Source organism: Candidatus Arsenophonus triatominarum, from assembly GCF_001640365.1.
In the GTDB taxonomy this organism is placed as follows: Bacteria; Pseudomonadota; Gammaproteobacteria; order Enterobacterales; family Enterobacteriaceae; genus Arsenophonus; species Arsenophonus triatominarum.
The window spans coordinates 1-18630 of sequence record NZ_LWMI01000010.1 but is presented as its reverse complement, the minus strand read 5'-3'; the positions used below and the strand labels follow the sequence as shown (position 1 = coordinate 18630).

At 38.0% G+C, this 18630-nt stretch carries 19 protein-coding genes and 9 pseudogenes; 10 read left to right on the top strand and 18 right to left on the bottom strand.

Annotation, left to right across the window (positions count from 1 at the left end):
* Positions 1-7: 7 nt before the first annotated feature.
* The gene (gene hemA, locus AYJ55_RS08265; protein ID WP_063655512.1) at positions 8-1270 is read right to left on the bottom strand and encodes a glutamyl-tRNA reductase; all 1263 of its coding nucleotides are present in this window, start codon (positions 1268-1270) and stop codon (positions 8-10) included.
* Between the two features lie 441 nt (positions 1271-1711).
* Here hemA and lolB point away from each other — a divergent pair, with 441 nt between their 5' ends.
* Genes lolB through prs form a run of 3 tightly spaced genes read left to right on the top strand, consistent with a single transcriptional unit; the run spans position 1712 to position 4241 of the window.
* Positions 1712-2365 carry a lipoprotein insertase outer membrane protein LolB gene (gene lolB, locus AYJ55_RS08260; protein ID WP_063655511.1) on the top strand — a complete coding sequence of 218 codons (654 nt, stop codon included), beginning with the start codon at positions 1712-1714 and terminating at the stop codon, positions 2363-2365.
* Positions 2362-3240, top strand: a complete 879-nt coding sequence (gene ispE, locus AYJ55_RS08255) for a 4-(cytidine 5'-diphospho)-2-C-methyl-D-erythritol kinase (protein ID WP_063656265.1) — start codon at positions 2362-2364, stop codon at positions 3238-3240. The genes lolB and ispE overlap by 4 nt, the downstream gene beginning before the upstream one ends.
* A gap of 53 nt (positions 3241-3293) precedes the next feature.
* Positions 3294-4241, top strand: coding sequence for a ribose-phosphate diphosphokinase (gene prs, locus AYJ55_RS08250; RefSeq protein WP_063655510.1), 948 nt, complete (start codon positions 3294-3296; stop codon positions 4239-4241).
* Positions 4242-4348: 107 nt separating this feature from the next.
* Here prs and AYJ55_RS28415 read toward each other — a convergent pair whose 3' ends face one another.
* From AYJ55_RS28415 to AYJ55_RS08245, 3 genes and pseudogenes are all read right to left on the bottom strand, one after another.
* Positions 4349-4516: a DUF2583 family protein gene (locus AYJ55_RS28415; protein ID WP_245677312.1), complete on the bottom strand. Its 168-nt coding sequence runs from the start codon at positions 4514-4516 to the stop codon at positions 4349-4351.
* 261 nt (positions 4517-4777) lie between these two features.
* A pseudogene (locus AYJ55_RS28410) lies at positions 4778-4945 on the bottom strand (IS701 family transposase); the annotation flags it as partial.
* A 138-nt stretch (positions 4946-5083) separates the two neighbouring features.
* A pseudogene (locus tag AYJ55_RS08245) lies at positions 5084-6048 on the bottom strand (IS701 family transposase).
* A 158-nt stretch (positions 6049-6206) separates the two neighbouring features.
* Between AYJ55_RS08245 and pth the strand changes: the two are divergent.
* Both pth and ychF read left to right on the top strand, forming a co-directional pair.
* Complete coding sequence (gene pth, locus AYJ55_RS08240) at positions 6207-6797, top strand: aminoacyl-tRNA hydrolase (protein WP_063656263.1); 591 nt, start codon at positions 6207-6209, stop codon at positions 6795-6797.
* A 116-nt stretch (positions 6798-6913) separates the two neighbouring features.
* On the top strand, positions 6914-8005 hold the full coding sequence (ychF, locus tag AYJ55_RS08235; protein ID WP_063655509.1) for a redox-regulated ATPase YchF: 1092 nt from the start codon (positions 6914-6916) through the stop codon (positions 8003-8005).
* A 343-nt stretch (positions 8006-8348) separates the two neighbouring features.
* Here the strand turns inward: ychF and AYJ55_RS08230 are convergent.
* The 4 genes and pseudogenes from AYJ55_RS08230 to AYJ55_RS32855 all read right to left on the bottom strand — a co-directional run.
* Positions 8349-8774, bottom strand: a pseudogene (locus tag AYJ55_RS08230) (transposase); the annotation flags it as partial.
* 177 nt (positions 8775-8951) lie between these two features.
* Positions 8952-9308: a PhoH family protein gene (locus tag AYJ55_RS08225; RefSeq protein ID WP_245677311.1), complete on the bottom strand. Its 357-nt coding sequence runs from the start codon at positions 9306-9308 to the stop codon at positions 8952-8954.
* Positions 9309-9885: 577 nt separating this feature from the next.
* Positions 9886-10152 carry a hypothetical protein gene (locus tag AYJ55_RS32860; protein ID WP_245677310.1) on the bottom strand — a complete coding sequence of 89 codons (267 nt, stop codon included), beginning with the start codon at positions 10150-10152 and terminating at the stop codon, positions 9886-9888.
* 7 nt (positions 10153-10159) lie between these two features.
* Complete coding sequence (locus AYJ55_RS32855) at positions 10160-10582, bottom strand: endonuclease (RefSeq protein WP_063655506.1); 423 nt, start codon at positions 10580-10582, stop codon at positions 10160-10162.
* Between the two features lie 104 nt (positions 10583-10686).
* Between AYJ55_RS32855 and AYJ55_RS08210 the strand changes: the two genes are divergently transcribed.
* A complete protein-coding gene (locus AYJ55_RS08210) occupies positions 10687-11052 on the top strand; it encodes an IS630 transposase-related protein (protein WP_063655504.1) in 366 nt (121 codons plus the stop codon).
* A gap of 90 nt (positions 11053-11142) precedes the next feature.
* Positions 11143-11508: a transposase gene (locus tag AYJ55_RS08205; protein WP_281181110.1), complete on the top strand. Its 366-nt coding sequence runs from the start codon at positions 11143-11145 to the stop codon at positions 11506-11508.
* Positions 11509-11535: 27 nt separating this feature from the next.
* Here the strand turns inward: AYJ55_RS08205 and AYJ55_RS28400 are convergent, their stop codons facing one another.
* The 6 genes and pseudogenes from AYJ55_RS28400 to AYJ55_RS28390 form a co-directional block, all read right to left on the bottom strand.
* Entirely contained in the window at positions 11536-11742 is a 207-nt protein-coding gene (locus AYJ55_RS28400) for a hypothetical protein (RefSeq protein ID WP_162505407.1), read from the bottom strand.
* Positions 11743-12133: 391 nt separating this feature from the next.
* Positions 12134-12604, bottom strand: coding sequence for a threonine/serine exporter (locus AYJ55_RS08200; RefSeq protein WP_063655502.1), 471 nt, complete (start codon positions 12602-12604; stop codon positions 12134-12136).
* Positions 12595-13392 carry a threonine/serine exporter family protein gene (locus AYJ55_RS08195; RefSeq protein WP_063655500.1) on the bottom strand — a complete coding sequence of 266 codons (798 nt, stop codon included), beginning with the start codon at positions 13390-13392 and terminating at the stop codon, positions 12595-12597. The genes AYJ55_RS08200 and AYJ55_RS08195 overlap by 10 nt, the downstream gene beginning before the upstream one ends.
* 434 nt (positions 13393-13826) lie before the next feature.
* Positions 13827-14265, bottom strand: a pseudogene (locus tag AYJ55_RS08190) (universal stress protein).
* A 282-nt stretch (positions 14266-14547) separates the two neighbouring features.
* Positions 14548-15310, bottom strand: a pseudogene (locus AYJ55_RS35750) (IS91 family transposase); the annotation flags it as partial.
* 48 nt (positions 15311-15358) lie between these two features.
* A pseudogene (locus tag AYJ55_RS28390) lies at positions 15359-15594 on the bottom strand (ATP-binding protein); the annotation flags it as partial.
* Between the two features lie 79 nt (positions 15595-15673).
* Between AYJ55_RS28390 and AYJ55_RS28385 the strand changes: the two are divergent.
* The 3 genes and pseudogenes from AYJ55_RS28385 to AYJ55_RS35745 form a co-directional block, all read left to right on the top strand.
* The gene (locus AYJ55_RS28385; RefSeq protein WP_063655496.1) at positions 15674-16192 is read left to right on the top strand and encodes a helix-turn-helix domain-containing protein; all 519 of its coding nucleotides are present in this window, start codon (positions 15674-15676) and stop codon (positions 16190-16192) included.
* Positions 16140-16418: a transposase family protein gene (locus AYJ55_RS28380; protein WP_187153207.1), complete on the top strand. Its 279-nt coding sequence runs from the start codon at positions 16140-16142 to the stop codon at positions 16416-16418. Before AYJ55_RS28385 ends, AYJ55_RS28380 begins: the two co-directional genes overlap by 53 nt.
* A pseudogene (locus tag AYJ55_RS35745) lies at positions 16415-16468 on the top strand (hypothetical protein); the annotation flags it as partial. The gene AYJ55_RS28380 and the pseudogene AYJ55_RS35745, both read left to right, overlap by 4 nt.
* Before the next feature lie 160 nt (positions 16469-16628).
* Here AYJ55_RS35745 and AYJ55_RS08165 read toward each other — a convergent pair.
* The 4 genes and pseudogenes from AYJ55_RS08165 to AYJ55_RS25410 form a co-directional block, all read right to left on the bottom strand.
* Positions 16629-17061, bottom strand: a pseudogene (locus tag AYJ55_RS08165) (ATP-binding protein); the annotation flags it as partial.
* 677 nt (positions 17062-17738) lie between these two features.
* On the bottom strand, positions 17739-17876 hold the full coding sequence (locus AYJ55_RS28370) for a transposase family protein (RefSeq protein WP_162505404.1): 138 nt from the start codon (positions 17874-17876) through the stop codon (positions 17739-17741).
* Between the two features lie 113 nt (positions 17877-17989).
* Positions 17990-18295 carry a helix-turn-helix domain-containing protein gene (locus tag AYJ55_RS28365; RefSeq protein WP_063655492.1) on the bottom strand — a complete coding sequence of 102 codons (306 nt, stop codon included), beginning with the start codon at positions 18293-18295 and terminating at the stop codon, positions 17990-17992.
* Between the two features lie 86 nt (positions 18296-18381).
* Positions 18382-18630, bottom strand: a pseudogene (locus AYJ55_RS25410) (DDE-type integrase/transposase/recombinase); the annotation flags it as partial.

The window sequence follows — 18630 nt, the reverse complement described above, 5'->3', positions numbered from 1 at the left end:
AGGTAGTTTAATTTTGCTCCAGTCCTAAGCTATCTTTTAAAATATTAAGACGGTGAATATCACCATCTGTCGCTGCTTGCTGGAGTGATTTGGTTGGTGTGTGGATCAAGCGATTCATTAACTGATAGGTTAATTGATTGATCACTTGCTCGCTATCTGCACCATTTCGCAGCGAAGCAAGCGCTTTTTCTGCCATTTCAGCCCTAATTTGCTCTGCCTGACCACGATAATCACGAATTGTATTGACTGATGACTGAGAACGCAACCAATCCATAAAATAAGCACTTTCTTGCTCAACAATAAGCTCAGCTTGAACTGCCGCCATTTTCCGTTGTTTGACATTGCGTTGCACAATCGCATGCAAATCATCAACGCTATAGAGATAAATATTATTTAATTTGTCAACATCAGGTTCAATATCTCGCGGAACAGCAATATCAATCAGCAACATCGGCTTATTACGGCGGGCTTTCATTGCCCTTTCAACCATCCCTTTACCAATGATCGGTAAAGGGCTGGCAGTAGAACTAATAACAATATCCGCGTCGGCTAAGCGGGTATCAATTTCAGCTAAAGTGATAACTTCCGCACCAACTTGATTAGCAAAACGTGAAGTGCGTTCCCGAGTTCGGTTAGCTATAATCAAATGCTTAGCATGATGTTCACGCAGATGGCGCGCAGCCAGTTCGATAGTCTCGCCGGCACCTACCAGTAAAATATGCAATTCAGACAGTGATTCAAAAATCTGACGAGCTAACGTACAAGCGACAAAAGCAACCGAAACCGCATTAGCGCCAATTTCTGTTTCCGTACGAATACGTTTAGCAACTGAAAATGAGCGTTGAAATAAACGCTCCAGCTCACTAGATAACTTTGTATAGTGCTGAGATTTAGAAAATGCTTGTTTAACTTGACCTAAAATTTGCGGCTCACCTAAGACTAATGAATCTAATCCACTGGCAACACGCATTAAGTGGCTAACAGCAGCATTATCTTGGTGCCAATAAATACTTGTTCTAACATCATTTAAATTTAAACGATGATAATTACATAACCAATCAATTAATTGATCTTGTAGGGATTCTTGTGAATCAACGCATAGATAAAGCTCAGTACGGTTACATGTAGAGAGCACAACGCCACTATGAACAAGTGGCTGCTGAAGTAAATTATCCAGTGCGTGTTCAATTTTTTCCGGCCCAAAAATTAACCGTTCACGTAACGTTATAGGCGCGGTTTTATGGTTTATACCGAGTGCAAGTAATGTCATATTCACTAAATCAAGTAACTAAATGGTTTCTAAACATCTGTTAAGCACACAAAAATAAAACCAATAACTTTGATAAGGAAATTTTGAGGTAGTATTCTACTTTATGCAACTAGGCAATTAAAGATGTTAAACTAAGCAAATGAATAAATCGGGCATTTTTTCCCAATTGTACACGAGTTTCGCACAGGCATATAAAATTCCAGAAATGGCTTAAAAGCAATGGTTAATTTGCAAGTTACTAAAACGTATAAATTTGTTTAAATTATAATAAGTTGCTTTTAATTTATAAGACTTTGTCTATTCATATATTATGCTGAATTAAACTTAAAAATAGAGCGTTTTTTTATTGGTGCGAAACTCGTGTTGTAGTTACATTTACCTTAATAATTTTCTGATCTATATCAACAAATTAATATCACTTATGTGAATAGGAAATATTTAATGATACTCATTGCCAAGCAGTTTGCTAGTTTACGTCACTATTGTTGCAAATTTATCCCACTAATTGCTGTTTTTTTGACCGCTTGTACATTCAATCAACAATTAAAAACTGAAAAAAACGGCTCAATAACCAATCCATTATGGATAAGCCACCAGCAGCAACTGGTCAAGTTGACAAAATTTCAAACCCGTGGTGCTTTTGCCTATATTGACCCAAAGAATAAAACCTATGCCAAATTCTTTTGGCAACAATATACGCTGTCTAATTACCGCCTGTTACTAACCAATCCATTAGGGACAACAGAATTAGAGCTCAATGTAACACCTGGCGTTACTCAGCTAATGGATAGAGAAGGTAAAAAATATGTCAACCATCATCCAGCACAGATGATTTATCAATTAACAGGTATGGAAATTCCAATTGAAAACCTGCCCTATTGGTTAATCGGTTTACCCACAAATGCCACATCATTCACACTAGACGAAAATGGGCTGTTAAAAACCATCGAATATAGGCAAAATGGCGAAACCTGGCATTTGAACTACCTTGCTTATCATCAGGATAGCCAGCATAAACTACCTAGCAGGATTGAATTAACACAAGGTAAACAACGTATTAAGTTAAAAATGGACAGTTGGACGCTAAACGAATGACATTAACCTGGCCCTCACCAGCAAAGCTTAATTTATTTCTCTATATTGCCGGCCGTCGAGCTGATGGTTACCATCAACTTCAGACCCTGTTCCAATTTCTTAATTATGGTGATGAAATCACAATCAAACCACGTGAAGATAATCAAATTCGGCTGCTTACACCCTTTACTAATCTGCCAGCAGAAAATAACCTTATTGTCAAAGCAGCGCGTTTATTACAGCTCTATTGCATTGAAGTAGATCGCGCTGATAGTCATCAAGGTGCAGATATTTATGTTAAGAAAAGATTACCCACGGGTGGTGGTTTAGGTGGTGGCTCCTCTAACGCAGCAACCACATTGATTGCCTTAAATCACCATTGGCAAACTCATATTGATGATAATACTCTAGCCGAGCTTGGCCGTCAGCTCGGCGCCGATGTTCCGGTATTCGTAATAGGTCATGCCGCTTTCGCGCAAGGCATCGGTGATCAACTTTTGCCAGCCAGTCCTGCAGAAAAATGGTATTTAGTGGCTCACCCTGGAATAAATATTGCTACCCAACAAATTTTTGCTGATCCGGAATTAAAACGTAATTTCGCAAAACGCTCGTTAAGCGCATTGTTACAAGGGCCATACGCAAATGATTGTGAACCAATCGCAAGAAAACGTTTCCCTGAGGTTGAAGAGCTTATTTCATGGCTGCTAGAATATACATCATCACGTCTTACCGGCACAGGTGCTTGCGTTTTTGCTGAATTCGAAACTGAAGCTGCTGCCCGTAAGGTGTTAAATAAAGCCCCAGAGTGGGTGCAGGGTTTCGTTGCGCAAGGCGTTAACCAGTCTCCTTTGCATACATTCCGCGCTGGGATTTCCAAATATCGAGACCATCAATAATAATATTTTTTGGTCGATAATATCTTTATAGACGCAAGCCTGAGGTTTTTTACGTGCCTGATATGAAGCTTTTTGCTGGTAATGCTACACCGGAACTTGCTCAACGTGTTGCCAATCGTCTGTATACGAGTCTTGGCGACGCTGCGGTTGGTCGTTTTAGTGATGGTGAGGTTAGTGTACAAATTAATGAAAATGTCCGTGGTGGTGATATTTTCATCATACAATCAACGTGTGCCCCAACAAACGACAATTTAATGGAGCTTGTTGTTATGGTTGATGCACTACGCCGTGCATCTGCTGGTCGGATCACTGCTGTCATTCCCTATTTTGGTTATGCACGTCAAGATCGCCGTGTACGTTCAGCGCGTGTGCCTATTACCGCTAAAGTAGTGGCCGATTTTCTTTCCAGTGTCGGTGTTGACCGAGTCTTAACTGCCGATCTGCATGCCGAGCAAATCCAGGGTTTTTTTGATGTTCCGGTAGATAACGTTTTTGGTAGTCCGATTTTGTTAGAAGATATGCTACAACAAAATCTAGACAATCCGATCGTCGTTTCACCCGATATAGGCGGAGTAGTACGCGCCCGTGCCATTGCCAAATTATTAAATGATACCGATATGGCCATTATTGATAAACGTCGGCCACGAGCAAACGTTTCCCAAGTTATGCATATCATTGGTGATGTTGCTAATCGAGACTGTGTACTGGTCGATGATATGATAGATACCGGTGGTACCTTGTGTAAAGCCGCTGAAGCACTTAAGGAACGAGGCGCTAAACGGGTCTTTGCATATGCTACCCATCCCATATTTTCCGGTAATGCCGTCGCTAATATTAAAGATTCAGTCATTGATGAGGTGGTTGTTTGTGACACTATTCCCTTATCAGCTGAAATCAAACAGCTCAACAAGGTTCGCTCATTAACGCTATCAGGCACGTTGGCTGAAGCCATTCGCAGGATCAGCAACGAAGAGTCAATCTCAGCGATGTTTGAACACTAAATAATAAATCACGCACAGTTAAATTTTTAGCTGCCGCATTTATTAACTTAATACTACCGAAAACCCTTTGATATTTATCACGGGGTTTTTATTTACTGTAAGATAGATTACCGACGATGGCGTTCGTCAAAATTTCGCAGCCACCAATAACGATCAGCAATGCCCTCATGACCACTCACCCTGGCACCAGCTAACCAAATCAAAACACCAATAAAAAGACTAATCAGTGATATTTCTGCTAAAGATTCGGATAGATCTAAACACGAGTTTCGCACCAATAAAAAAACGCTCTATTTTTAAGTTTAATTCAGCATAATATATAAATAGACAAAATCTTATAAATTAAAAGCAACTTATTGTAATTTAAACAAATTTATACGTTCTAGTAACTTGCAAATTAACCATTGCTTTTAAGCCATTTCTGGAATTTTATATGCCTGTGCGAAACTCGTGCAAAATTGGTATGTAATCAAAAATGCTATTGCTGAGCAGATCAGGGGTTTATTAGTATACCCAAATTAGGTTTGTGCGAAACTCGTGCGTGTTTTGGCAATCAATGTATCATCGGCAATTAGTATGCAAGGGCTTTTTTTGTCTATAGAAGGTTGAACTAATCGCCATAGGTCTTTAGGTCGAAAACATCTACTTTTTAGCCATCGACTAATAGTGTCATGAGATAAAGGCGATGGGCTTACTTCTGATAACCACGAGTTTCGCACAGGCATATAAAATTCCAGAAATGGCTTAAAAGCAATGGTTAATTTGCAAGTTACTAGAACGTATAAATTTGTTTAAATTACAATAAGTTGCTTTTAATTTATAAGATTTTGTCTATTTATATATTATGCTGAATTAAACTTAAAAATAGAGCGTTTTTTTATTGGTGCGAAACTCGTGTTTTGTTGATAAAGAGTTATTTTTCAGATATACGGCGTTTATGTTGTTCAAACCACGCAGAAATTGCGAGAAAAATATGATTTCTTTGCGCCCGACTCGTGCGAGCCTGACAGCGTTCAATACCACAATTTGGTTTAACTTCTCGATGATAAACTTCAACAAACCAACGGGCATCCATGATAGATTTGACGTATTGACGGGTGGGATTGTCTTTGTTTGTTACTCTGTAATCAATACGGCCGTTTTTGGCTGTAAATTTGAAAACTGTCACCCAACCATAACCTCGTAAGTGTATTAAGGTTCCTTCTTCTGAGATGTCTAACTTGTTCAATTGTATATTACGGTTAACAATCCGATTTTTTCTCAGCGTAGTTACCCAAACCCAACCACGAGAGCGAATTGATTTCAGATTATCCCGGCTAGAATACCAGGCATCCATCGCTACCGCTTCAGGCTTGATCCCTCTTTTTTTAGCAAGAGCGAGCATTTCGGAAAAGTGCATGTTTTTTGTTTTTCCATCAGAATCTTTATCATAAATACGATAATCAATAGGAATTGATTCAACAGTTGTTAGATTATGCCAAAGTAAATTAACTAAACCTATGCCAGCAATAACATCATGTCCATTACCTGAATATTGATAATGGACCATCTCTATTTTTTTACTACGTGTTTTGGCAATCAATGTATCATCGGCAATTAGTACCCAAGGGCTTTTTTTGTTCATAGAAGGTTGAACTAATCGCCATAGGTCTTTAGGTCGAAAGCATCTACTTTTTAGCCATCGACTAATAGTGTCATGAGATAAAGGCGATGGGCTTACTTCTGATAACGCCAAACCAGAGTATCTTACACTGCTTACTTGTAAGAATGTTTTACAGATATTTTTAATGCATGGATAACCGGACAAAATATAAACACCCTAATTTTTTCTTGTTTTTAAATTTATACTTCTTTTTTGGAGCTTGCGAAACTCGTGCTGTCATCAAATTTAACTTTTTGTAGTCGGTTATCAGAAAAGGTAAGCTATGTTCTTTATTTAAAACCGCTCAATAGTGGAAGAATATGGTGAATAACATAAAACTGATCGTCGGTCTGGCTAACCCAGGTTCTGAATATGCGCTAACTCGGCATAATGCAGGCGCCTGGTATGTCGAATTATTAGCCAAACAACATAATCAATTACTAAAAGAAGAAAGTAAATTTTTTGGTCATACCGCCAGAATCAACTTGGCAAATAATGATGTTCGCTTACTGATACCGACAACATATATGAATCTTAGTGGAAAATCAGTGTTAGCATTAGCCAGTTTTTATCGTATAAAGCCAGCTGAAATTCTTGTCGCCCATGACGAATTAGATTTAATGCCAGGCGCCGCCAAAATAAAATTAGGCGGCAGCAATGGCGGACATAATGGTCTTAAAGATATTCAAAATAAACTGGGCAACAACCCTAATTTTTACCGTTTACGCATCGGCATTGGTCATCCCGGTGATAAAAATAAAGTTGTAGGCTTTGTGTTGAATAAACCCACCCTCCAGGAACAAAAATTAATCGATGATACCATTGATGAAGCAATACGTTGCACACCGATCCTGCTTAATGAAGGCATTAATAAAGCAGTAAACCAATTACACGCTTTTAAGGCATCGAGTTAATACTATTACATCATATCGGCAGGGTAACTTTTACGTGTATAATCATCGATAAATTCACTCATATTTATCAATTAGCGATACGCGATTGAACAGATAAAAACTAAGGTAACATATTTATGGGATTTAAATGCGGTATCGTTGGTCTGCCCAATGTAGGAAAATCAACGCTTTTTAATGCACTGACCAAAGCCGACATCGAGGCAGCAAACTTCCCTTTTTGTACTATCGAGCCTAATACCGGTGTGGTACCGATGCCCGATCCTCGTCTTGATCAATTGGCGCAAATTGTCAAACCACAGCGAGTACTACCCACCACAATGGAATTTGTCGACATTGCCGGACTGGTAAAAGGCGCATCTAAAGGCGAAGGTTTAGGCAATCAATTTTTAACTAATATTCGTGAAACTGAAGCGATCGGCCATGTTGTTCGCTGTTTCGACAATGATAGCATTGTCCATGTTGCCGGCCAGGTCGATCCACTAGCGGATATTGATACCATTAATACTGAATTGGCATTAGCTGACTTAGATACCTGTGAACGTGCTATTCATCGCATTCAGAAAAAAGCTAAAGGTGGCGACAAAGAAGCAAAAATTGAATTAGACATTTTGACAAAATGTTTACCGCATCTTGAAAACGCAGAGATGCTACGAACTCTAGCGTTGAGTAAAGAAGAAAAAGCCGCCATCCGCTATCTCAGCTTTTTAACCCTCAAACCAACTATGTATATTGCCAATGTGAGTGAAGATGGTTTTAACAATAATCCCCACCTAGATGCAGTGCGGGCCATTGCTGAAAGAGAGGACTCGGTTGTGGTGCCAGTATGTGCTGCCGTTGAAATCGATATCGCCGAACTGGATGAAGATGAACGCGACGAATTTATGGCTGAGCTGGGTATTGAAGAACTGGGACTAAATCGTGTGATCCGCGCCGGTTATAAGTTACTTAATTTACAAACTTACTTCACTGCCGGGGTCAAAGAAGTTCGCGCCTGGACCATCCCCGTTGGTGCCACCGCACCGCATGCGGCCGGTAAAATCCACACCGACTTTGAAAAAGGTTTTATCCGCGCCCAGACAATCTCATTTACCGATTTTATTCACTATAACGGTGAGCAAGGCGCCAAAGAAGCCGGCAAAATGCGCGCCGAAGGGAAAGATTATATTGTACAAGATGGCGATGTGATGAACTTTTTGTTTAATGTTTGATCCATTCTGGCCGGCTTTATGGCATCTCAACATAATCTATAAAGACCGCAAAAACACTAAAACCCCACGCAATTTGCGTGGGGTTTTCTATTGATTATGGCTCAATTTTTGATGCTAGCTCCATCAAAGCCGAGTACAAAATTGAGTATCACTATGATTACAACCCTTGGCTACCGGAAGCGTGCCAAAAGTGTAACCTCTTTCCCAAAGGGCCTCACAAATTTTTTGCCATACCACGCGATAAACACGATCTGTCGGATGAGCTTTATCTGAAGTAGACACTTTACTGTTATGACTCATAATAATATCGTAATTAACCTGAGTTCGGGATAAGCATTATCAATTATGCTTGAAGATATGTTCCTGCCACAGGTATCTTTGGTTTAGATGGAATTAAACAATATGCAACCCGCCCTGTTAATAAATTCACTACAAAGTTAGCAGGAGAGCGGTGCCGCGTATGCGCTATCTGACAAAGATTTTTTAACTCATCAAATACCGTTTCAATGACAGAACGATGACGCAAGATGGCTTTGTCGAAACAAGTCTGTTCAACAGGCTTCATTTTCTTCTTGATATTCGTTATAAGATTAATTCCCATTGTTTTCAGTTGCTGTTTCAGTGAAGCCGATAAATACCCTTTATTCGCATACAAATAACCAGAAAGATCTTTTATCAGCTCAGGTAATGGTTTCCGATCATCTGTGTTTCCTGGTGTAAGTCAAAAACTGAGTATTTCCCCCAAATGATTGATAATTACACGAATTTCGCACAGGCATATAAAATTCCAGAAATGGCTTAAAAGCAATGGTTAATTTGCAAGTTACTAGAACGTATAAATTTGTTTAAATTACAATAAGTTGCTTTTAATTTATAAGATTATGCTGAATTAAACTTAAAAATAGAGCGTTTTTTTATTGGTGCGAAACTCGTGTTATAGATATTTTTAATGCATGGATAAACTGACAAAATATAAACACCCTGATTTTTTCTTGTTTTTAAATTTATACTTCTTTTTTGGAGATTGCGAAACTCGTGCTAAATCCTCCTCTGCTTGCAGCACTGGGCGAGTTACGGTAATTTTATTGATTTCTTTATTGATAAGAGCATCAGCCGCCATTGCAGAACTAATAAATGTTTTACCACATCCTGCTTCACCATTTGCCAAAATCAATTTTTGCCACTTAATAGCTTCAATATATTTTCTTTGTGCTTCACTGCGAGGAATAATGGGAGAACGATCACGAGTTTCACATGCCATACCAATTGTTTCAATACCTGTAAAATCAGCAAAAGATGCCACATTGTTGATCTCTTTTAAACGAGACGAGCGACTCTCTTTTCTTATAAGATCTTCTTAATTCTCGGCGTGCTCTTGTTGCAGCTTTCTGTCTACTCACAGTTTTACCTTTCGATAGTCTATATGTCGATGGTAATAATATTTGAATATCTACACAAAAAAGCTATTTAAAACAAAGGATTGTCTCCAATTTTATGATTTGCACGAAAAAACCGGTTACAAATTTCTCCATCTTGCATGCTATGGATAACTTACAACCGGTTAATGACTGAAGAGTATATTTTAAACATTTTATCATCCATATCCCCTATGCTGAACATCATCAAACACAGAACTACGACTATAAAACATCCTCAAGAGCCTAATATTATTTTATATCCATTAATTGACTATAAAAATATTTTAACATCTCTGATACAAAAAATATTGTAGATTATTGCTTGCCTGTCAACTTTATTACACAAACAATCACCTTAAGTCATCTGATAATTTATTAATAACCACAGTTAATAAGATCAACTTGATAATAAGCTATTTGTTTGATAATAAGTATTTTTTTATTGTCGCGGGCAATTTTTGGCTAATCGATAACCCGCAGCAATAGCGGCCTACTCATTTTCAAAAACAATACTATTTTTGGCTGATAAAACCTTATATCCCTGACAATGAGAAAAGTGGTATATTTGGCTAATTTGATTACCTTTAATCGCGGCAGTAAGATAATTGCGCGCCATATCAGAAACATTACTTTTTGTTTTAATTGCTTTTTTTCTATTTCAGCAGTTGCAACTGACAAACCGGCCGCCTGATTTCTATGGCCTAATTGCCAGGTTAATTCACCGGTCACAAACTGGTTATAGGTTATAGTGCCCTGTAATTTTGCCAATTCGCTCATTTTGCAACTTTTCCCAACGATTAACCGGAAATTGTCGATCCCAGGCAATTAATAGCTGTTGTTGTTTTGACATAGTAAGATTATATCGGTCATACATATAAAACATAACACGAGCAACCTGGCCTTTTACTTCATTTCTGGGCTCAAAAATACGATTTTTAAAATCCACCCGGCTTTGGCATTGGCCATAAAGCGATAAAACTGACGAGGCTAATTGACCATAATTAAAATTGCTTCTATCACCATTTACTTCACCAATAGAAGGCGCAATGTTATACAGATCGGCTTCGATGGCGCGAAAAACAGGATCTGTCATTACACAATTCTTTCGTCCCCCTTTTTGCCAACATTGGCGCTGATAACCAAATACCCATGCCGGCACAATATGTTCCCACTCTATTCGCTGTGCTCTATTTATTTGTTTTCTTACTTGGTAACCATAGCTAGTTATAGCTAGGCGACTTAATTTTGATTACAAGGTGTGTTATGAGTTATATAATTGATTTTCGACGTAAAGTAATATCTGTAAGGAAAGCCGAAGGTTTAACAATTCGAGAAACTGCGAAACAATTCCGTATTGGAAAAGCGTCTTTAGTACGTTGGCTTAAACGACCAGAGCCAAAAAATTCAACGCCACGTAAGAGGAAGCTCGATAAAAATGCTTTAGCAAAAGATGTGGAACAGTATCCAGATGCTTACCAAAAGGAACGGGCAGAGCGATTCGGTGTTTGTAAAAAGACTATTTGGCAATCCCTTAAAAAGCTGGGATTAACCTATAAAAAAAACTCTATTCCATCCAAAAACCAACGAAAGCGACAGGCTGGCACATCAGCAAAAAAGACAACAGTATGAAAAAAAAGATAAATCTGTTGTTTTTATTGATGAAAGTGGTTTTTCACATGACACTCCACGAACTCACGGCTATTCCCCAAAAGGTCACCGTTGTTTTGGCCTGAAAAACTGGGTGCTAAGGGAAGAACAAATGTTATTGGCGCTTTATTGGGAACAACCCTTTTTGCTATCGGATTATTTGATTGCAATATTAATCGTGATGTTTTTTATGTTTGGATCACAAAAATATTGCTCCCAGAACTTCCTGAAAATTCTGTTATTTTTATGGACAACGCTAGCTTTCACAAAGGTAAGAATATTGAACAGGCAATTATAAACGCAGGACACCAGATAGAATATTTGCCTGTGTATTCACCAGATTTAAATCCTATAGAACATAAATGGTCTCAAGCTAAACGTAAAAAGATGGAAACAGGATGCACTATCGATGACCTGTTTTTAATACATATGCTGTAATCAAAATTAAGTCGCCTAGCTATAAATCTACCCTACCACCACTTTTACCCATCCATTACCATTGGCATCCACAATAGAGCGTTCCTTGATTTCCGCCAGCTTGATCAAAGTAAATTTCATTACGGGCAATTTTTTTGCTTCATCAAAAGTAATCGGTGTTGCTAATAAATTAAATGGCGTACAAAAAACTATCATCACGGTAATTATTACCGTTAAAAAATGTATTAATTTCAAAATTAACGTCCTGGTTAAAATTAATAAATAAATCGACTATTTTAGTCATATAATTTTTTCATTATTATCGACAACTATATGAAAAAACTTAATTTTATTTTCTTATTTTATATGATGAATATCTATAAAAACTTTATCTTTTTTTTGTATAAAAATATAATTAATTATTTAAAATAGGTTATATAAAAATAAAATTTAATTTTCATTTAGGAAATAAAATGAATACATTAATAAAACACTTAAAAGAATAACTAATTGATGTAACTAAAAAACATGCTCAAGAAAATGATGTTAAGGTCATTATTGCTAAATATTCAGAAGAAGAACTTAATATTCAAATTATAATATCCGGTGAGCAACAATTTGATATTACCCTAAATTCAATACAAAACTAAACTCGTGGACGCTTACGATATAACCATAACCCGGGAATAGATAAACCAACCGATAAAGCACCGACAATAAATAAGGTTTTAATAAAATGTGTTACTAATGTCTCAAGTAATTCAGCGTTATAGCCCAAATGAGCAATTTTTACTAACGATATCATCGCGATATAAGCACTTATACCTGGAAACATAGGAATAATCGCCGCAACGGTAAACACTTTCGGATGCGCCAACCACCAACGTGACCATTGAATACCAATAATGCCAATTAAAATTGCCGCGCAAAAACTTGCCCATTCAATACGAAAGCTCATTTCCATCAGTATCATACGAAAACCATAACCTATAGCCCCCAACAAAGCACAATATTTTAACGCCCGTACTGGCACATTAAAGACCATGGCAAAACCGGCTGCAGGTATGGCAGCTAATAACATTTTTTCAATCAAAGTGAGTAAAAATATTATGCCCAATTTCTTAATCCCCAAACCGCCATAGCCATGGTTATACCGATACAAGTCACTAATGTCAGCAAACTCGCCATTGCCCAACGCGCTAATCCAGTATTAATATGACCTTTAAACATATCTGCCACAGAATTAATTAATGGAAATCCAGGAACTAACAATAAAACACTGGCTGCCATAGAAATCGTCGATGTATTGGAAAAATAAGGAATATTTAATACAAAACCAGATACTGTAGTAGCCACAAAGGCGGTAATACAAAAAATAATCAATGGATTCATATATTGAGCTGTAAGAATTTGTCGAATGTACATTGCACAACCGCTGGCAATAAAAGTGACAAAGCAACCATCCCAGCCACCCCCATTCAGCTTACAAAAACAGCCACAAGATAATCCGATCATAAGCACCAGTAACCAACGAGGATAACATAGTGGTTTTATTTCAGCCAGACGCTGCTGAACCTTATCGCAATCTAACAATTTATATTCAGCCAATATCACCGTGTGCTGAACCTTAGTTACCACATGCATATTTATGCCATGATCAATATTTTTACGGGTTGACGTCATACAGCGACCGTTAATTACAGTTGTTAAAACAATCGCATTAGAAGATATTGCGCTATCAACTTGATCCACGCCTAAGGCAATACCTAATCGGGTTGATAATTGTTCCACTAACATACTTTCAGCGCCGTGTTGAAAAAGGAGCTGAGCGCATTGAATACAAAGGCGAGTAATTTTTCTCTGCTTTTCTGTTTCAGTATGATAATTAGATTCAATATATTCCATTTTGTAGCCTATACACCTGCAGAATTTTATTAATAGTAATGATAGCAATTAAGTTATTGCTCAGTAGCAGACAACATCACGAGTTTCGCACCAATAAAAAACGCTCTATTTTTAAGTTTAATTCAGCATAATATATAAATAGACAAAATCTTATAAATTAAAAGCAATTTATTGTAATTTAAACAAATTTATACGTTTTAGTAACTTGCAAATTAACCATTGCTTTTAAGCCATTTCTGGAATTTTATATGCCTGTGCGAAACTCGTGAACATAATTAATAGCGCTCTTTTTAGAACAAAATTAGCAATACTTTTCACAAATAATCTGATTTACAACAACGAAATAATTTACTACGATTTTTTTCATTTAATATAATTAACTTAACTAAAAAAGCAGGTAAATTAACTAATTTTTTGCATTATAATAATATTAGCTACCGAACTATCAATATCGAAATCGAGGCATTAGAAACAATAGCCGAAGCATTCGAACCTAGCAAATGCGTGGCAATATTTGGTCGGCGGGAAGCCAACTACTATCAAATCAGCACCTATTTTTTCTGCTTCTGATAAAACTTTATCTCTAGGTAACCCCATCTCCACCGAGTAAGAAATTTTTTCTTTAGGATAATCAATATGCTTAACTATTTGTTTTAATTGTTTTTCTGAACTTTCGATCGTTTTCTTGGCAAAATTAGCTAATAAATTATAATGATAACTATAACTCATTGAATAACGAGACATATCAGGGGCAACATGCAAGAAATGCAATTTAGCATCAGATAATCTAGCAATATAAAGCGCATGTTTGAGTGCTTTTTTTATTAGTTCTTTTTCTGGGATATCAATTGGAACGAGAATTATTTTATACATATTTACTCCTTCAAACGATAAGCACTAAATCTTAGTTTCCTTTATCATTTAATATAAAATACCGTACTAAAGCCATAAAATTGATCAAACTAACTGTTAAAATAATAAATAATTAACTTGATGGTTAGGAAATTGAATCGCACTTAAGGTGAGGAGTAAAAGCCATCCATTATTGCTAAAAGGAGAGAGAATCGGTTTATTGAAACTGTTGCAGGTCGAATTTTCATCAGATAGTGTGTTTTTTCATCTAACACCCTAATTTTAGAGACATTAACCCTAGTTTTAGCTAAGTAACCCTCGTTTTTTCTCCAGGTTATCCAGTCTTTCTGACAACAATTTCATTGCCTGTTTGCCAGCCTGGGCGCTGGTAAAAAATAGCCTGTCACCACACAGAATACATTTGTACGGATCGGTGCGCAGAAACCCTTTCATCAGCACTGCAAAACCAGGTTTCTCCGGTTTTTTACGCGCCGTCATCTCCAACGCCTTATACACCTTCGACAATAACACGCGTCTTTTGCGATTCGACAAAAAACCGTAGTAACGCACTATCTTAAAATGCCTCGCCGGAATATGGCTAATATAACGCCTAATCATCTCTTCCTGAGGTAGGGTATGCTGCCGGTGCTGCCCAGTCCTGTAGTCATAGTAATGATGGACAACCGCTCCTCCTCGGTAATGCCGCAGTTTTGACGCAGATATCGGTGGGCGTTTAAGGTAACGACCTAGGTTATTTTACGCTATGCCACTCCCCTTTCGTTTTCTAGGCAAAGTGCACTTTCCAGTAACGTCCGTACTGCGCCTTTAAGTAACGCCACCACCGCTTCCGGTCACGGATATGCCCAAGACAGGGAAGCCTGCTAGGATTTATCAGGTCATAACTGTGACGCAGCAGCCTGATGACAGCGCCTCGCCAAATTTCTTCGACTACTCTTTTTTTGAAGAACAGCTCACGCCATACACCATGTTTACTATCCAAACCACCCCGGGTGACGGAGACATGGATATGCGGATGTTGATTGAGCTGTCTGCCATAAGTGTGCAAGGGTGTCAACGATCACCGAAAACTGATCCACTTTTTAGCTAAATACGATCAATCAAAATTGATCCACTGCTTTACTCGGTTATTGCTCCTGAGCGCCCGCTTATCTTTCAATCGATAGCTTTCGCGCTCAATTGCAGTACATGCGAATGATGAAGTAAACGATCAAGCATAGTGGCGGTTAATGTTACGTCATCAGCAAAGGCACTGGGCCATTGCCCAAATGATAAGTTACTCGTCAATATAACACTGCCATGCTCATAACGCTTGGCAATCACATTAAAATAGTTGCTGAATAGAGACTTGCATTTTTTGTCACGCTATAGACAATAAAAAGAGGTTTAACTTAGAAAATAACGGTTTGAAATGATCAACAAAGAGCGGTTGTTACGAGATAATCGTTTATGTAAAGCAATCATTGGATTATCAGTCGAAGAATTGAAAAATTTAGCCGCTGAATTTTCAGCTTGTTATTTGATTTATCGGAAAAAGAATCGAAAAGATCACGAGCGGCAGATGGGTGCAGGGCAGAAAGGATTTATCCCAACCCCATTAGATAAACTGCTTTTTATTTTATTGTATTTAAAATGTTATCCGACCTATGATTTGCAAGGACTTCTTTTTGGTTTAGATAGAACACGGGTATGTCGCTGGGTAAAAATATTATTGCCGGTTTTAGAGATGACCTTGGGGCGAGAATGTGTTTTGCCCGCTCGTCAAATTCGCTCTGCTGAGGAATTTTTTCGCGCCTTTCCTGGAGTTAAAGACGTCTTTATTGATGGGACAGAGCGACCTGTCCAAAAGCCTAAGAATCTGCGTCGGCGAAAAAAAAATGTATTCGGGAAAGAAAAGACAGACCACTCGAAAAGGGCTTATTATGACTGACGAAACGAGGAAAATTGGATTTATCCCCATGATCAAAAATGGGCGCCGTCACGATAAACGCTTACTCGATAAAGTCGATATAATTCGCCATATTCCCCCTGAGGTAACCATCTGGGCCGATACCGGTTTTCAAGGTATAGATAAACAGCATCCTAATACACAAATCCCAAAAAAAGGAACTCGAAAAGACCTTTATCGCCTGAACAAAAACAAGAAAATAAAATAATCTCGGGCATCCGTATTACGGTTGAACACGCCATCGCGGGTATCAAGCGCCTCGGTTGTATGACCCAAATTTTACGGAATCGTAGACCCTTTATTGATGATACCTTTTTACTCCTTAGTGCCGGTCTTTGGAATTTCCATCTCAGAACAGCCTAAAATTTACTTCAATCACCGAAATACCCTTATTTCACTATTAAGCAACACGCTTATTGAAAAATAGGTTTGCTTCCTCTAGCCCAAACGGTAAGTATCCAATCTTATCTATGATCAACAACTTCGGTGCCATCACCGAACGTGATAGATATTGTTTGAGCTTATTTTGTCGTTTAGCCGTTGAGAGTTGCAACATCAGTTCAGCCGCTGTCGTAAAGCGGGTTTTCCTCTTGGCCTGTACTGCTTTTAATCCTAATTCAATAGCTAAATGCGTTTTGCCTACACCGCTTGGGCCAAGCAACACTACATTTTCATTACGCTCAATAAACGTTAATGCTTAATTCCTGTATTTATTGCTTAGGAACGCCCGTTACAAACTTAAAATCGAACGTACTAAGTTCTTTGTGCGTTGGGAATCCCGCCATCCAACTAAAGAGATTGCGAGTTCGTTCATCTCGTTGTTGTTGTTCACCTTTTAATAAAGACACGAGTTTCGCACAGGCATATAAAATTCCAGAAATGGCTTAAAAGCAATGGTTAATTTGCAAGTTACTAAAACGTATAAATTTATTTAAATTACAATAAGTTGCTCTTAATTTATAAGATTTTGTCTATTTATATATTATGCTGAATTAAACTTAAAAATAGAGCGTTTTTTTATTGGTGCGAAACTCGTGAAAGACAGTAAAAACTCTCGTAGCTTTTGTCTTGGGCGATGCACTGTTCGCAAGTGATGACCAATGAGTCGGAACAGAATTTAATTTCAATAAGCGTGTTGCTTAATAGTGAAATAAGGGTATTTCGGTGATTGAAGTAAATTTTAGGCTGTTCTGAGATGGAAATTCCAAAGACCGGCACTAAGGAGTAAAAAGGTATCATCAATAAAGGGTCTACGATTCCGTAAAATTTGGGTCATACAACCGAGGCGCTTGATACCCGCGATGGCGTGTTCAACCGTAATACGGATGCCCGAGATTATTTTATTTCTTGTTTTTGTTCAGGCGATAAAGGTCTTTTCGAGTTCCTTTTTTTGGGATTTGTGTATTAGGATGCTGTTTATCTATACCTTGAAAACCGGTATCGCCCAGATGGTTACCTCAGGGGGAATATGGCGAATTATATCGACTTTATCGAGTAAGCGTTTATCGTGACGGCGCCCATTTTTTGATCATGGGGATAAATCAATTTTCCTCGTTTCGTCAGTCATAATAAGCCCTTTTCGAGTGGTCTGTCTTTTCTTTCCCGAATACATTTTTTTTCGCCGACGCAGATTCTTAGGCTTTTGGACAGGTGCGCTCTGTCCCATCAATAAAGACGTCTTTAACTCCAGGAAAGGCGCGAAAAAATTCCTCAGCAGAGCGAATTTGAACGAGCGGGCAAAAACACAGTTCTCCGCCCCAAGGTCATCTCTAAAACCGGCTAATAATATTTTTTACGCCAGCGACATACCCGTGTTCTATCTAAACCAAAAAGAAGTCCTTGCAAATCATAGGTCGGATAACATTTTAAATACAATAAAATAAAAAGCAGTTTATCTAATGGGGTTGGGATAAATCCTTTCTGCCCTGCACCCATCTGCCGCTCGTGATCTTTTCGATTCTTTTTCCGATAAATCAAATAACAAGCTGAAAATTCAGCGGCTAAATTTTTCAATTCTTCGACTGATAATCCAATGATTGCTTTACATAAACGATTATCTCGTAACAACCGCTCTTTGTTGATCATTTCAAACCGTTATTTTCTAAGTTAAACCTCTTTTTATTGTCTATAGCGTGACAAAAAATGCAACTCTCTATTCAGCAACTATTTTTACGGAAGAATCGTTCCATCGGACTATTATCCCAACAATTCCCTCTGCGACTGATACTTTGGGTCATCTGATAACGCCACAATGCCTGCCTATACTGACGACTGGTATAATGACTTCCCCTGATCACTATGGAACATCACCTGTTTGGGATGCCCACGTAGTTCCAAGCCATTGTAGTGCTTTGGCGGTTAATTGAGTCTGGTGCAAATGACATTGCCCAGCCCACCGGTTTTCGGGCAAAAAATCCAAT